The 14,829-nt window shown below is 74.7% G+C and carries 13 protein-coding genes; 3 read left to right on the forward strand and 10 right to left on the reverse strand.

Annotated elements, in window-relative coordinates; translation table 11 throughout:
• The 5 genes from ACU436_RS00170 to ACU436_RS00190 form a co-directional block, all read right to left on the reverse strand.
• Positions 1-639, reverse strand: a complete 639-nt coding sequence (locus tag ACU436_RS00170; RefSeq protein ID WP_459020544.1) for a riboflavin synthase — start codon at positions 637-639, stop codon at positions 1-3.
• A gap of 63 nt (positions 640-702) precedes the next feature.
• Positions 703-1,383 carry a ribulose-phosphate 3-epimerase gene (gene rpe, locus ACU436_RS00175; protein WP_459022560.1) on the reverse strand — a complete coding sequence of 227 codons (681 nt, stop codon included), beginning with the start codon at positions 1,381-1,383 and terminating at the stop codon, positions 703-705.
• A gap of 41 nt (positions 1,384-1,424) precedes the next feature.
• Complete coding sequence (locus ACU436_RS00180; RefSeq protein WP_459020545.1) at positions 1,425-1,961, reverse strand: helix-turn-helix domain-containing protein; 537 nt, start codon at positions 1,959-1,961, stop codon at positions 1,425-1,427.
• Positions 1,962-1,966: 5 nt separating this feature from the next.
• Entirely contained in the window at positions 1,967-3,460 is a 1,494-nt protein-coding gene (locus ACU436_RS00185) for a sodium:solute symporter family protein (RefSeq protein ID WP_459020546.1), read from the reverse strand.
• Between the two features lie 3 nt (positions 3,461-3,463).
• Positions 3,464-3,706: a DUF3311 domain-containing protein gene (locus tag ACU436_RS00190; protein WP_459020547.1), complete on the reverse strand. Its 243-nt coding sequence runs from the start codon at positions 3,704-3,706 to the stop codon at positions 3,464-3,466.
• Between the two features lie 131 nt (positions 3,707-3,837).
• On the opposite strand from ACU436_RS00190, the gene ACU436_RS00195 reads away from it, so the two are divergent.
• Positions 3,838-5,091, forward strand: a complete 1,254-nt coding sequence (locus ACU436_RS00195) for an amidohydrolase family protein (RefSeq protein ID WP_459020548.1) — start codon at positions 3,838-3,840, stop codon at positions 5,089-5,091.
• An 85-nt stretch (positions 5,092-5,176) separates the two neighbouring features.
• The gene (locus tag ACU436_RS00200) at positions 5,177-6,307 is read left to right on the forward strand and encodes an aminotransferase class V-fold PLP-dependent enzyme (protein WP_459020549.1); all 1,131 of its coding nucleotides are present in this window, start codon (positions 5,177-5,179) and stop codon (positions 6,305-6,307) included.
• Between the two features lie 825 nt (positions 6,308-7,132).
• Here the strand turns inward: ACU436_RS00200 and ACU436_RS00205 are convergent.
• From ACU436_RS00205 to metK, 5 genes are all read right to left on the reverse strand, one after another.
• Positions 7,133-8,602, reverse strand: coding sequence for an RsmB/NOP family class I SAM-dependent RNA methyltransferase (locus ACU436_RS00205; protein WP_459020550.1), 1,470 nt, complete (start codon positions 8,600-8,602; stop codon positions 7,133-7,135).
• On the reverse strand, positions 8,599-9,531 hold the full coding sequence (gene fmt / locus ACU436_RS00210) for a methionyl-tRNA formyltransferase (RefSeq protein ID WP_459020551.1): 933 nt from the start codon (positions 9,529-9,531) through the stop codon (positions 8,599-8,601). The genes ACU436_RS00205 and fmt overlap by 4 nt, the downstream gene beginning before the upstream one ends.
• The gene (def, locus tag ACU436_RS00215; RefSeq protein ID WP_459020552.1) at positions 9,531-10,079 is read right to left on the reverse strand and encodes a peptide deformylase; all 549 of its coding nucleotides are present in this window, start codon (positions 10,077-10,079) and stop codon (positions 9,531-9,533) included. Before def ends, fmt begins: the two co-directional genes overlap by 1 nt.
• A 99-nt stretch (positions 10,080-10,178) precedes the next feature.
• On the reverse strand, positions 10,179-12,242 hold the full coding sequence (locus tag ACU436_RS00220) for a primosomal protein N' (protein WP_459020553.1): 2,064 nt from the start codon (positions 12,240-12,242) through the stop codon (positions 10,179-10,181).
• Between the two features lie 75 nt (positions 12,243-12,317).
• Entirely contained in the window at positions 12,318-13,520 is a 1,203-nt protein-coding gene (gene metK, locus ACU436_RS00225) for a methionine adenosyltransferase (RefSeq protein ID WP_459020554.1), read from the reverse strand.
• A 251-nt stretch (positions 13,521-13,771) separates the two neighbouring features.
• On the opposite strand from metK, the gene ACU436_RS00230 reads away from it, so the two are divergent.
• Positions 13,772-14,395, forward strand: coding sequence for an SH3 domain-containing protein (locus ACU436_RS00230; RefSeq protein ID WP_459020555.1), 624 nt, complete (start codon positions 13,772-13,774; stop codon positions 14,393-14,395).
• Positions 14,396-14,829: the final 434 nt, after the last annotated feature.

Genomic DNA, 14,829 nt, shown 5'->3' on the forward strand with positions numbered 1-14,829 from the left:
TCACCGAGCCCGGGCCTCCTCGTGCGCCGACGGGGCCCCGCTGTACCCCGCCGTCAGCCGCTCGACGTACTTCGCCACCACGTCGACCTCAAGGTTCACGGTATCCCCCGGCTGCCGGAATCCGAGTGTGGTGTGCGACAACGTCGTGGGGATGAGCGCCACGGTGAACGTGTCGGGCGACACACCCGCCACGGTGAGCGAGACCCCGTCGACCGTGATCGAGCCCTTCTCCACGACGTACCGGGCGAGGTCGGGGGCCAGGCTGAAGCGCAGCTCGTCGGTGCGTTCACCGGGCGAGCGGGAGAGCAGCGTGGCGACGCCGTCGACGTGCCCCTGCACGATGTGGCCGCCGAGCCTCCCGTTCACCGGGACGGCCCGCTCCAGGTTCACCCGCGTGCCGGGCACGACCGCCTCGAGGCTCGAGCGTTTGAGCGTCTCGGGCATCAGCTCGACGGTGAATGTGCCGTCGGTGCTGCCAGCGGGATCCACCACCGTGAGGCACACGCCGTTGACGGCGATCGAGTCGCCGTGCCGGGCGTCCGAGGTGACGATGCGCCCGCGCACCGTGAACAGCACGACGTCGGCGTCCTCCCGCACCTCGCTGACCTCGCCGATCTCCTCGACGATCCCCGTGAACATCCCCGCACTCCCCTTCCGCACCTCGGCCGGTGCAACCCACCTGGCGGGCCGATCGTTACCCGCTCAGACCCAGCGGTGCGCGGAGGCGCCGCGCACCTGCTCGCGCAACGCCTCCACGGCGCGCGCCGGCTCGGCCGCGCCGTAGACGGCGGACCCGGCAACGAAGCAGTCGACGCCGGCCTCCGCCGCCGCCTCGATCGTGTCCGTGTTGATGCCGCCGTCGATCTCGAGCAGCAGCGTGAGGTGCCCGGTGTCGACGAGGCGGCGCGCGGTGCGCACCTTGTCGAGGACCTCCGGGATGAACTCCTGCCCGCCGAACCCGGGTTCGACGCTCATGACGAGCAACGTGTCGTAGTGCCGCAGGGTGTCCAGGTGCGGCTCGAGCGGCGTGCCGGGCTTGACCGACAGCCCGGCGCGGGCACCGGCGGCGCGCAGGTCCCTCGCCAGCGCCACCGGATCGCGGGAGGCCTCCACGTGCACCGTGACGTTGTGGGCGCCGGCCTCGGCGTAGCCCAGGGCCCAGCGCTCCGGGTCGTCGATCATCAGGTGGCAGTCGAGCGGCACGTCCGTGGCCTTGCGCAGGGCCTGCACCACCGGCAGCCCGAGCGTCAGGTTCGGCACGAAGTGGGCGTCCATCACGTCGACGTGCAGCCAGTCGGCACCGCGGCCGGACGGTCCCGCCACCGCGGCGGCCTCGTCGGCGAGCCGGGCGAAGTCGGCCGCGAGGATGCTCGGCGCGATCATGGGGTGCACCCGTGGAGGGTACGCCGCAGGTATGCCGGACCTCAGGTCGACGGCGGGGTCACCGCCACCAGGTAGCGGGCCACCGCGCCGTGCGGGTTGACGAACCGGTGCGGGATCATCGAGTCGAAGTGGCAGCTGTCGCCCGCGTCGAGGTCGTAGGCGTCGCGGCCGACCTCGACCCGCAGCCTGCCGGAGAGCACCAGGACGCATTCCTCCGACGCGTGGGACCGCCGCTCTCCCGACGACACCGCGCCCGGTTCGATGGCGGCCTCGAGCACCTCGAGCTTCCCGCCGGTGCGCGACACCTGCGAGTACACGACCTGGCCCTGGGGTGAGGACACCCGGCGCCGCTCGTCCCGCCGGACCACCGTGACCGGCTCCGGCTCGTCCTCGCGGAACAGGTCGAACAGCGGCACGCCGAACGCGTCCGAGATCCGCCGCAGCGTCTCCAGGCTCGGGTCGGTGATGCCCCGCTCGACCTGGCTGATCATGCCGACCGACAGTCCGGTGAGGCCGGCCAGCTGGTGGAGGGTGAGCCCCTTCTGCTGCCGCAGCTCCCTGATCCGGGCCAACGTCATGGCGGTCATCCTGCCGTCGGGGCGCGCCGCCGGGCCGGATCGGCCGGGCCGAGGCCGACCGCCACGGCGGCGGCCGACGGCGGTGCCGTCAGCAGGCTGACCACCACCGCCAGCACGAGGTTGACCACGAGCGCCGGGAGACCGACGACGGTGCCTGCGGGGAACAGGGCCTGCGCGGCGGCGCCGAGCTGCGGAACGGCGACGATCAGCCCGCCGACGACCGCGCCGGCGGTGAGCCCGACGGCCGTGACCCGCCGCCACAGCACGGACAGGAACAGGGCCGGCGCGAGCTGCCCGACCGCGCTGTAGACGCCGGTCATGATCGTCAGCAGGGTGTCGCTCTGCAGCGCCGTGAACGCCACCGCGATCACGGTGAACACGAGGACGCCGACCCGGGTGGCCGCCAGCGACGACTTCAGCTCCGGCCGCGCGAGCCCCAGCACGTTGGAGGTGAACATGCTGCTCGAGGTGAGCATGAGCACCGCCGTCGGGACGAGCGCGACGAGCACCCCGGCCCCGGCGAGCAGCCCGATGACCCAGTCCGGGTAGTACTCCCGGACGAACACGAGCAGCGAGCCGTTGGCGTCCGAGGCGGGCAGGTCCGGCAGGGCGAGCAGCGCCGCCATCGCGATGATCACGATCAGGACGTAGAACAGCGAGTACAGCGGCTGGATGATCTGGTTCTTGCGGATGGTCCGGATGTCCTTCGCGCTGAAGCACACCTGGAACGCGTGCGGCAGTGCGAAGGCGCCGAGCGGGGTGAGCAGCAGGAAGCTCATCCACCACCACTGGTTGGTGGCCGTACCGCCGCCGATCCCCGGCAGCGTCGCGGCGTCGGGGTGCGCGGCCCGGACGCCGTCGAACACCTCGCCGATGCCGGCGACCCCCACCGCTCCCGCCGCCCCGGCCGCGACGACGAGGAGCATCACCACGAGCAGGACGTCCTTGACCACGGCGACGAACGCGGCGCTGCGCATCCCGCCGACGAGGACGAACAGCGCCACGACCAGGCCGCCTGCCGACACGTAGACGATGGCGGGCACGTCGAGGCCGAACAGCGTGGCCAGGATCAGCGCCAGACCGGTGAGCTGGACCCTGCTGTAGAGCAGCAGCGCGATGATGCCGAACACCGTGAGCAGGGCACCGAACCACGGGGCGTCGAAGCGGGCGGCGAAGAAGTCGCCCATGGTGACGAGGCCCCGGTCCTTGCCCGCCCGCCAGATCCGCGGCACGAGGAAGTAGCCGACGGAGGCGGTGAGCACGACGGTGCCCAGCACGTAGAAGCCGGCGGCGCCGGTGCTGAACACACCCTGGGACGCGCCGAGCAGCGCGAACGTCGTGAACGTCTCGCCGACGAGCAGGAACCAGAAGAGCCACGTGCCGAAGCGCCGGCCGCCGACCGACCACTCCTGCACGTCCATCCTGGTGCCGCGCAGGGCCAGCAGGGTGCCGCCGAGGACCGCGCCGACGGCGACGACGAGCCCGATCGCGAGAGCCATGGGTCAGACCCTCTCGAGGTCGCCGTTGCGGCGGTCGATGGCGTAGACGACGCCGATGGCGACGCTGCCGACGATCACGCCGGCCGTCATCCACACCAGGAGGAACGGCACGGAGCCCCAGACGTAGGCCTGCCGGCCGACGAACGGGACGGCCACGATGCACCACAGGAACGGGATCGTGAGCAGCCACCAGTGGCGTCGGGGCCTGCGGGGCGCCGACGTCGTCGTCGGCTCGTCGTCCGGCATGGGTCGCTCCGTCCAATTTTCATCTGGGATGAAACGCCGACAGTGTGGCCGTCGCGTCTGTGCACGTCAACGCATGGACAGCCGTCGCATCCGTGACCTACTTTCACCACAGCTGAATACGGGAGGTCCTGGTGCAGGTCGCGATCCGCGCACACAAGGTGGTTCCGGACGCCGCGGCGGAACCGATCGAGGACGGGGCCGTCGTCGTCGACGGCGACACGATCCGTGCCGTCGGACCGTGGCGGGACGTCGCAGGCGGCGCGGAGGTCCTCGACCTCGGCGACGTCACGCTCGTGCCGGGGATGTTCGACTGCCACGTCCACCTCACGATGGACCCGGCCGCGGGCCACACGTCGGCCGCCCCCACGCTGACCGACGAGGACGCCGCGCGCCTGATGGTCGCCAACGCGAGCAGGCTCCTCGACGCCGGTGTCACCACGGCGTGCGACCTGGGCGCCCCCGGGGTCGTCGCCACCACGGTCCGCGACCGGATCGCCCGTGGCGAGGCCGAGGGGCCGCGGCTGCTCGTCGCGAACGCCCCGATCACCGTGCACGGCGGGCACGCGCACGCCATGGGCGGCGAGGCGACCGGCGTGGACGAGGTGCGGGCGATGGTCCGCCGCCGGGCGGGCGAGGGCGCCGACCTGATCAAGGTGATGACCACCGGCGGGTTCATGACCGCGGGCAGCCGCCCGTGGGAGGCCCGCTACTCGTACGAGGAGCTCCTGGCGGTCGTGGAGACCGCGCACGAGCACGGGATGCGGGTGACGACGCACGCCCTCGGCGTGGAGGGCATCGAGCGCGCGGTCGCGGCGGGCGTCGACACGATCGAGCACTGCGGCTGGGTGACGCGCGACGGGTCGCGGTTCGACGAGCGGATCGCGCGCGCGATCGTCGACAAGGGGGTCAGCGTCAGCCCCACGATGAACTCCGCGTGCCTGGCGGACGACTACTTCTGCCCGTGGGACGAGCGCGACCACGTCGTCGACAACCTGCGGGCCATGCACCGCGCGGGCATCACGCTCGTCGCCGGCACCGACGCGGGGATCGGACTCGTGCACTTCGAGCGCTACGCCGACGGCCTCTCGGTGCTCGCCGACGCCGGCATGGCGCCGCGGGAGATCCTCGCGGCCGCCACGAACGTCGCCGCCGAGGTCTGCCGGGTCGCCGACCGGACCGGCCGGCTCGCCCCCGGACTCTCCGCCGACGTCGTGGCCGTCGACGGCGACCCCACCACCGACCACCGCGCCCTGGCCCGCCCCGTGTTCGTGATGGCGCGGGGCAGGCGGCACGCCCTGACGCCCATCCCCGGCCTCGGGGAGCGCGCCGCCGAGGCCCGGCGCATCCAGCAGACCCTCCGCGCCGGCGCGGAGCGCACGTCATGAGCGAGCTTGCGAGCGAATCATGTTGCAGCGCCCGCGCGCTGCGTTATTTCCCGATGGGCCGGCCGAGCGCAAGCGAGGCCGAGCGATGAGCACCCCCGAGGGCTTCCGCCGGCGCTTCCCCGCCCTGCGCGACACCGTCCACCTGGCCAGCTGCAGCCAGGGCGCGCTCTCGGACTCGCTGTCCGCGGCGCTCGCCGAGTTCCAGTCGTCGCTCCTGGAGCACGGGGCCCCGTGGGGCACCTGGATGCAGCGGTGGGAGGAGGCGCGGGCGGCGTTCGCCCGGCTGATCGGGGCCGAGCCGGACGAGGTCGCGATCGTGTCCTCGGCGTCGCACGGCGCCTACCAGGTGGCCTCCACGCAGCGGTTCGGCGAGGGCAGGCGCCTGGTCACGACGGACCTCGAGTTCCCCTCCGTGGCGCACGTCTGGCTCGCGCAGCGCACCCGGGGCGTCGAGGTCGTGCACGTACCGGCCCGGGACGGCGTCGTCGACGTCGAGGACTACGCGCGCCTGCTCGACGAGCGGGCCGCGCTCGTCTCGGTGCCGCTCGTCACCTACGCCAACGGGTCGCGGCTGCCGGTCCGCGAGGTCGTCGCGCTCGCCCGGGAACGGGGCGCGCGGACCGTCGTCGACGCCTACCAGGGAGCCGGCGTCGAACCCGTCGACGTCCGCGAGCTGGGCTGCGACTACCTGATCTGCGGGAGCCTGAAGTACCTGCTCGGCATCTCCGGCATCGCGTTCCTCTACGTGCGCGGCGGGATGCGGGACGAGGTGCCACCCGCGCAGACCGGGTGGTTCGGGCGGGTCGACCCGTTCGGGTTCGACCCCCGGTCGATCGACTACCCGGACACCGCGCGGCGGTTCGAGAGCGGCACGCCGTCCGTGCCGTCCGCGTACGGGGCGGTCGCCGGGCTCGGCATGCTCGACCTGCTCGACGCGCACGCCGTGCGGCGGCACGTCGGCGACCTCACCGCGCTGCTCGACGCCGAGCTGCGGGCCATGGGCGAGCAGCTCGCCTCGCCGGCCGACCCCGCGCTGCGCGGCCCGATGGTGGCGCTCGTCGACGACGACCCCGAGTCCCTCACCGGGTACCTGGCCTCGCGCCGGATCGTCGCGAGCCCCCGCGGCCGCGTGGTGCGCCTGTCGTTCCACCACTACAACGACGAGACGGACGTGCGGCGGCTGCTGGAAGCCCTCCGTGCCCGCCGCCGCGGGTGAGGCGCCCCCGGCCCGGGCCGAGCGGCACCGTCGCTCGCACCTGTCGAACAACGGCCAAGCGCACCTCGACATCGTGACGTGCCCTTGCCGGACGCAGCTCGGTAGCCGCGAGTGGGTGGGGTTGGCGCGATTCTCGGCTGCGCCTCGCGTTGGCCGGTCAGAGATGTGTTCGGCAGGTCGGGCAGGCCCTCGTGGATTCGCGTCGGGTACGCGAGTGGGCGCGCGGCGCGTTGCGCGCGGCGGTACGGACAGAGCCGGGTGGGGAACGACCGAGTCCGTGGGCGCTCTGCGAGATGCTCGTCCTGCCTCCCGGACCTGCGTACGAGCACTCACCTGGACGACAGGTCGACTGCGTGTGGTCACCCTGCAATCACGGATCGGGACCACCGGACAGTGGCGTGGGCACCCGGCAATGGCGGTCTCGTCCAGGACGGGCGTGCCCCCACGTCGGCTGCCGGGGACGGCGCGCCAAGCCGCCCATTTCCTGATCAGGTCGACCCCACGTGTCTCAGATCAAGACCGAACACTTGAAGAGTCGACATGATCATGAACCCCGCGACGTGATCGTTGCGGGACGCGGCTCAGCGCCCCAGACAGGGCGATCCGCCGCAACTCGGACCGATCATGCGACCTTGATCGCTGCGAGACCACGCCGAACGCCCTCGTCAGGGCAGTTACCAACATCTCGGATCGATCACCAGGCACCGATCCGCGCGAGTCCCGGTCCTCTGCACTCCAGGGAGTGCTTCTGTTGCACGAGCGGCACTCTCGCACTGGCGCACGAAAGTGCCACTGGCTCAGTGGGGCCGCCGCGGGCCGGTGGAGCTAGCGGCGCAGCAGCGCCAGGAACATCGCGTCGGTGCCGTGGCGATGCGGCCACAGCTGCACGATGGGCCCGTCGCCCAGGCCGGGCACGCCGGGCAGGCACTCCCGCGCGTCGAGCTGCTCCACCTCGGGGTGCCTGCGGCGCACCGCGGCCAGCACGCCCGCGGTCTCGGAGAGGTGCGGCGAGCAGGTCGCGTATGCCACCACACCGCCGGGGCGCACGTGCCGCAGCGCGGCGGTGAGCAGCTCCCGCTGCAGGGCGGTGAGCGCCGCGACGTCCGACGGCTGCCGCCGCCACCGGGCCTCCGGGCGGCGGCGGAGCGCGCCGAGGCCGGTGCAGGGCGCGTCCACGAGCACGCGGTCGAACGCCGCCTCGGGCAGCGGCGCCTCCCGGCCGTCGGCCTGGTGGACGGTGACCGGGAGCCCGTCGGTGACCCGGCGCACCAGCCCCGCGCGGTGCTCGCTGGGCTCGACGGCGTCGAGCGTGCCGCCGTCGATGGCCACCAGGCCGCCCAGCAGGGCGGACTTGCCACCGGGGCCGGAGCACAGGTCGAGCCAGCGGCCGCCGTCCTCGCCGGTGAGCTCGGCGCGGGTGAGGGCGAGCGCCACCAGCTGGCTGCCCTCGTCCTGCACGATCGCGAGCCCCTCGCCCACGGCGTCGATCTCACCGATGTCGCCGCTGCCCGGCGTGAGGTGCACGCCGTAGGGCGAGTACGGGGCCTCCTCGCCGCCGGTCACGAGCGCGAGCTCGGCGGCGGTGATCTCGCCGGGCCGGGCCAGCAGGTGCACGGTGGGGCGGGCGTCGTCGGCGGCGAGCGCGGCCTCCAGCTCCGCGGCCGGGTCCGCCGAGCGGCCCAGCGCGTCGGCGAACGCCTGCGCGATCCAGCGCGGATGGGAGTGGGCGAATGCGGCGTGCCCCACCGGGTCCTCGCCTGCGGACGGCGCGAGCGCGGACACCCAGGCCTGCTCGTCGCGCTCCCCGACCCGGCGCAGCACGGCGTTGACGAACCCGGCCGCGCGGCTCCCCGCCTCGGCGCGCACCAGCTCCACGGTGGTCGCGACGGCGGCGTGCGGCGGGATCCGGGTGCGCAGCAGCTGGTAGGAGCCCAGGCGCAGCGCGTCGAGCAGCGCCTGCTCCACCTTCGCCAGCGGACGGTCGGTGCACTCGTCGATCACGGCGTCGAGCAGGCCCTGGGCCCGCAGGGTGCCGTAGCCCAGCTCGGTGGCGAGCGCCGCGTCGCGGTCGCGCAGGCGGTGGCGGCGGAGGATCGCGGGCAGGGCGAGGTTGGCGTAGGCGTCGCGGGTGCGCACGGCGGTGAGCAGCTCGAGTGCGGCCAGCCGCGCGGGGTCCGGCTCGGGCGGGCGGGGCGGGCCCTCCCGGCCGCGGGGCGGTCCGGACCGGCGCGGGGTCGCGCCGCGATCACGCCTCGGCCGCCGGGGTCCCTCCCGGCGCGGGCCGGCGCCCGTCATGCCAGCACCTCCCCCGCGGTGATGCGCACGCCACGGGCCCAGTCCGGGGCCGGCATGGCCCGCTTGCCCACCGGCCGCACCTCGCCCAGCTGCACGGGCGCGCCCGCCGTGCCGACGAGCACGCGCCGCTTCTCGGCGCGCAGCTCCCCCGGCGCGAGCTCGGGTGCGTCGGCCCCGAGGACGGTGACCGGGCCGAGCCCGATGCGCTCGTCCCGGAACGTGCTCCAGGCTCCTGGTTCCGGGGTGACGGAGCGGACGAGCCGGTCGATCGCGACCGCCGGCGCACCCCAGTCGACACGGGCGGCCGCGGTGGTGACCTTCGGGGCGAGCGAGACGCCGTCGGCTGGCTGCGGGCGCGCCTCCAGGGTGCCGTCCTCGATCCCGTCGAGCGTGGCCGCCAGCAACCCGGCGCCGGACGTCGCGAGCCGGCCCAGCAGGTCCCCTGCGGTATCGACGGGACGCACCTCCTCGGTGACGACGCCGAGGACCGGCCCGGTGTCGAGCCCCTCCTCGAGCCGGAACGTGGTGGCGCCGGTGATCTCGTCGCCGTGGCGCACCGCCGCCTGCACGGGCGCGGCACCCCGCCACGCGGGCAGCAGCGAGAAGTGCAGGTTGACCCAGCCGTGGCGCGGCACGTCGAGGGCCTTGCGGGGCACGAGGGCGCCGTAGGCCACCACCGGGCAGCAGTCGGGGGCGAGGTCGGCGAGCCGCGCGAGGAAGTCCGGCTCGGACGGCCGCGCCGGCGTGAGCACCGGGACGCCGGCCTCGTCGGCGAGGCGGCCCACCGGCGAGCGCACCAGCCTCCGGCCGCGGCCCGCGGGCGCGTCCGGGCGCGTGACGACGGCGACGACCTCGTGCCGCGGGGAGTCCAGCAGCGCCCGCAGGGACGGCACCGCGGGATCGGGGGTGCCGGCGAAGACGAGCCGCACTACCTGACCTTTCCGAAGAGGGGGTGCGGGCTCACCCGCACCTCGGGTGCCGGCGCACCGAACCACTCGGCCGCCCGGATCTCGGCCATCGCCTGCCGGCGCGTCTCCGGGTCGAGGCGGTCGACGAACAGCACGCCGTCCAGGTGGTCGGTCTCGTGCTGGATGCAGCGGGCGAGCATCTCGCTGCCCTCGACGACGACCGGCTCGCCGTGCATGTCCCAGCCCCGCGCCACGACGTGCAGGTGCCGGCGGCAGTCCCAGCGCAGGCCCGGGATCGACAGGCACCCCTCCGGCCCGAGCTGCTCCTCGTCCCCGACGACGTCCCAGGTGGGGTTGACGAGGTGACCGGCGAAGCCGTCGCAGTCGTAGGCGAACACCCGCAGCCCCACGCCGAGCTGCGGCGCGGCCAGGCCGGCGCCGCCCTCGTCGTGCATCGTGTCGGTGAGGTCGGCCACGAGCTTGCGCAGCTCGGCGTCGAACGTGGTGACCTCGACGGCCTCGGTGCGCAGCACCGGGTCGCCGAACAGCCGGACGGGAAGGACGGACACGCGGGTTCCTCCAGGAGGCGCCGCGCAGACGATCGGGTGCTGCTGGAGCGGGAGGCGCGGCGGCGGCCCTCGATTCTGCCACGCGTCCGGAACGCCGCTTCAGCCGATCTCCACGGGGTCGAGCCGGACGCGGACGAGGTCGGTGGCCTTGCGCGCGGTGCGGCCGGCCTGCGCGGCGTGCAACGCGGCGGCCAGGGCCTTGCCCTGGGCACGCGGGACGCGGACCAGCGCGCGCTCGCGCACCTCGGTCTCCCCCTGTCGTCCATGTTCCGGCCGGTCGGGTTCGACCTCCACCGGCCCGAGCACCTCCGCCGTGGGCAGGCCGGCCAGCACGCCGTCGACCACCTCGGCGACGGCCGCGGGCCCGCCCTCCACCGATGCCATCCGCACGGCGGGCGGGAAGCCGACCTCGGTCCGGCCGGCGAGCTCGGCGTGCGCGTGGCCCGCGGGGTCCCAGCGCACCAGCGCCTGCACGACGGGCAGCTCGGCGTCGGCCATCACGATCACGCGCCCGCCCGCGCCGTGCGGCACCACGAGCCCGGCCGCGGCGAGCCACCTGCGCAGGGTCTCCTCGACGACGCGCAGGTCGGGCCGCGACAGCAGCGCCCACCCGTCCAGCAGCAGGGCCGCGCCGTAGCCGCCGGGCACGCGCGGCTCCGCGCCGGGCGTGGCGACCACGAGCTCCGGCCGGGCCGCCGCCTCGGCGAGCACCGGGGAACCGCCGCCCGACGCGCGCACCGTGGTGCCCGGGAACGCCCGGCCGAGCTCCTCGGCCGTGCGCCCCGCACCGACGACCCCGGCCCGCAGGCGCCGCGACCCGCACGCCGGGCAGCGGAACGCCGTCTCGGGGCGCCCGCACCAGCGGCACTGCGGCAGCTCGGCCTCCCCCGGGTCGGCGGACCGGCGGCCGGTGAATCCCAGCGGCCCGGCGCAGTTCCGGCACCGGGCGGTCTCCCGGCAGGCGCCGCACGCGAGCCACGGCAGGTACCCGGAGCGCGGCACCTGCACGAGCACGGGGCGCCCGGCGGTCAGCGCGGTCCGCGCCGCGTCGAACGCGACGTGCGGCAGCCGCGCCGCCCGCGCGCTCGGGTCGCGCGCCAGCTCGGCATCGCTCTCGCCCGCCGCCGCCACCCGCGGCATCGCGTCCCGGACCGTGATCCGGTCGGCCACCACCTCGCGGGCCCAGCCGGACTCGACGAGCAGGTGCGCCTCCGCGGTGCGCGCGAACCCCGCCACCAGCAGCGCGGCGCCGGCGCCGTGGGCGCGCAGCACGAGCACGTCGCGGACGTGCGGGTACGGCGCGCGCGGCTCGGCGTGCAGGTCGTCACCGTCGTCCCACACCGCGAGCAGCCCCAGCGCGTGGACCGGGGCGAACGCGGCCGACCGCGTGCCGACGACGACCCGCACCTGCCCCCGCCGCACGGCGAGCCAGCGCCGGTACCGCTCGGCGGGTCCCAGGTCCGCGGTGAGCGCGACCACCGCGCCGGCGCCGAGCAGCTGCGTGCAGGCGGCGTGCAGGGCGTCGACGTCGCGCTGGTCCGGCACCACGAGCAGCGCCCCGCGCCCGGTGGCGGCGGTGCCGGCGGCGGCCTCCGCGAGCCGCCGCGGCCAGTCCTCGCCCGGCAGGGCCTGCCAGACGGCGTGGGCTGCGCGCCCACCGGCGAGGGCGTCGAGCAGCGCGGTCCCGCGCCCGTACCGCGCCCACCCCTCCCGAGGCACCGCCGGCGTCTCGGCCACCTCCGGCTCCTTCGGGCTCTCCTTCTCCACCCGGGCGTGCCGGGGCGGGACGGCGAGGCGCAGGACGTCGGCGAGGACGCCGGCGTACCGGTCGGCCACGGCCCGGCACAGCGCCGCCACCTCCGCGGAGAGCACCGGCTCGGCCGAGACGACCTTGTCGACCCAGGCCAGCCGCCCGCCGTGGGCGGACTCCGGCACCCGCTCCAGCAGGTACCCGTCCACCGCGCGCCCGGCGAACCGCACGCGCAGCCGCGCCCCCGGAACCGCGTCGGCGTCCAGGTGCTCGGGCACCCGGTAGTCGAAGGGCCGGTCCAGGTGCGGGAGCGGGACGTCGACGGCGACCCGCGCCACGGGCAGGTGCGCGGCGGGCTGCCATTCGCCCCGATGGGAGGTGCGGTCGCGACCCCGCCGGGCGGCCGTGCTCACCTGATCGTGCTCACTCCGCCTCCGGCGGTCGTGAGTGGATACGAGTGCTCCTGCACTCGTATCCACTCACGGCGGTCAGGCGCCGGCCGCGGCCTTCAGCACGGCGGCGCGGTCGGTGCTCTCCCACGGCAGGTCGACGTCGGTGCGGCCGAAGTGCCCGTACGCCGCGGTCTGGGCGTAGATCGGGCGCAGCAGGTCGAGGTCACGGATGATCGCGGCCGGGCGCAGGTCGAAGACCTCGGTGATCGCCGACTGGATCTTCACCGGGTCGACGTGCTCGGTGTCGAACGTCTCGACGAACAGGCCCACCGGAGCGGCCTTGCCGATCGCGTACGCGACCTGTACCTCGACGCGCTCGGCGAGCCCCGCGGCCACCACGTTCTTGGCGACCCAGCGCATCGCGTAGGCGGCGGACCGGTCGACCTTGGACGGGTCCTTCCCCGAGAACGCCCCACCCCCGTGGCGGGCGAATCCGCCGTAGGTGTCAACGATGATCTTGCGGCCGGTGAGGCCGGCGTCACCCATCGGGCCGCCGACGACGAAGCGGCCGGTGGGGTTGACCAGCAGCCGCACGTCGGAGACGTCCAGGCCGAGCTCGGCGATCTCCGGGCCCACGACGTGCTCGCGGATGTCGGGCGCGAGCAGGGCGTCCAGGTCGATGTCGGCGGCGTGCTGGGTGGAGACGACCACCGTGTCGAGGCGCACGGCCTTGTCGCCGTCGTACTCGATGGTGACCTGGGTCTTGCCGTCCGGGCGCAGGTAGGGCAGCACACCGGACTTGCGGGCCCCGGTGAGGCGGCGCGCCAGGCGGTGGGCGAGCGCGATCGGCACCGGGAGCAGCTCCGGGGTGTCCGTGTTGGCGTAGCCGAACATGAGGCCCTGGTCGCCCGCACCCTGCCGGGCGATCTCGTCCTCCGACGCCTCCACCCGGCTCTCGTACGCGGTGTCGACGCCTTGCGCGATGTCCGCGGACTGCGCGCCGATCGCGACGTTCACGCCGCACGACGTGCCGTCGAAGCCCTTCGCCGACGAGTCGTAGCCGATCTCGAGGACCTTGTCCCGCACGAGCGTGGGGATGTCGGCGTAGGCGCTGGTGGTGACCTCGCCGGCCACATGGACCTGCCCGGTGGTGACCAGCGTCTCCACCGCCACGCGGCTGCGCGGGTCCTGCGCCAGCAGCGCGTCGAGGATGGTGTCGCTGATCGCGTCACACATCTTGTCCGGGTGACCCTCGGTCACCGACTCGCTGGTGAACAGCCGCCGCCCTGGTGTCGCCACGCCGTACTCCGTCCGCTTCGCCCGCTCGGGCCTCGCGCGCACCCGATGTCCGACGGGCGAGCCTAGTCGACGCACCGGACGGGTTGGGCGGCACCAGGTCCGGGCGCCCGATGAGCACGGAACGTCACGTCGTGCACGACACGCCCCCGGATCGTCAATCCATCCGGTGATGTTGCGCTCGGTAGCGAATCGGTAACGGAAACGCTCGTTGGTCCCCTGCGAGGACCCAAACCCACGGAGGAAACCTGATCATGAAGGCCCCCAAGTCGCTGTTCGACCGACCCGGCCGCGCCACCGCCGTCGTCGGTGCGGTGGTCGCGGTCAGCGCGACCGCGGCCGTCGCACTGCTCTCCGGCACCGCCGCCGCCACGCCCGAGGACGGCAAGTCCGGCAAGTGCACCAAGAACGTCAACGTCCGCGCCGAGCCCGACACCGACTCGCGGATCGTCGCGCTGTGCGAGGAGGGCACCGCGGTCCAGGTCGCCGAGTCCCGCGACGGGTTCCTGCGGCTGAGCAACCTCGGCGGCTGGGCGGCCCAGGAGTACGTCTCGGTGAACGGGCGCGCCCCGGCCCCCGCCGCGCGCACCACGAACTCCGAGGACGACGACTCCGAGGACGCGAGCAACCGCCTCTCGGGCAGCGACGCCCGCGAGAGCGGGCGAGCGGGCCACGGCGCCCACGGCAGCGACGCCCACCGCGGCGGCTCCGGCGCGAACGAGGCTGACGAGGAGGACGCCGGCGAGAGCGGGAGCGACGAGGGCACCGACGAGACCGGTGACTCGGCCGACGAGTCCGGCGACGAGTCCGGCGACGGCGAGGCCTCCGCTCCGGCCCGGGCGCCGCGCTCCGGCGGCATCGGCGGTCTGCTCGGCTGAACCCGCCGCCGGTTCCCACCGGCCGGGTCGTCACCAGCCACACGCGGGTGCCACCCGCGGGGCGGGCTGCGCCGGGTACCCCCGACCCGCAGCCGCGCCCGCCCCGCGGGCTCTGTCGGACCCCGTCTCCCCCGACGCGGGACTCAAGCCACACGGTGTGCGTGCACGCAGATCTCCGCCCGGGGCGACCGGAGATCATGACGACCTGCGGCTCGACGCCCCCCGGCGGGCGCTGCGGCGCATCCCGGACCGATCACGACCCGATGATCGCTGCGAGAACCCGCCCGACGCCCTTCGGGAGGCGACCGCGAGTGTGTGATCAGCGAAAAGGGACATCCGCTGCATACGGCCGCCCCCGCACCGAAGCCGTGATCATGCCCGCGAAGCCGGCCTCCGGTGGCGCCACCGGAGGCCCCACCGACCAGGCATACCGG

This window comes from Pseudonocardia wallangbongensis (assembly GCF_054486945.1).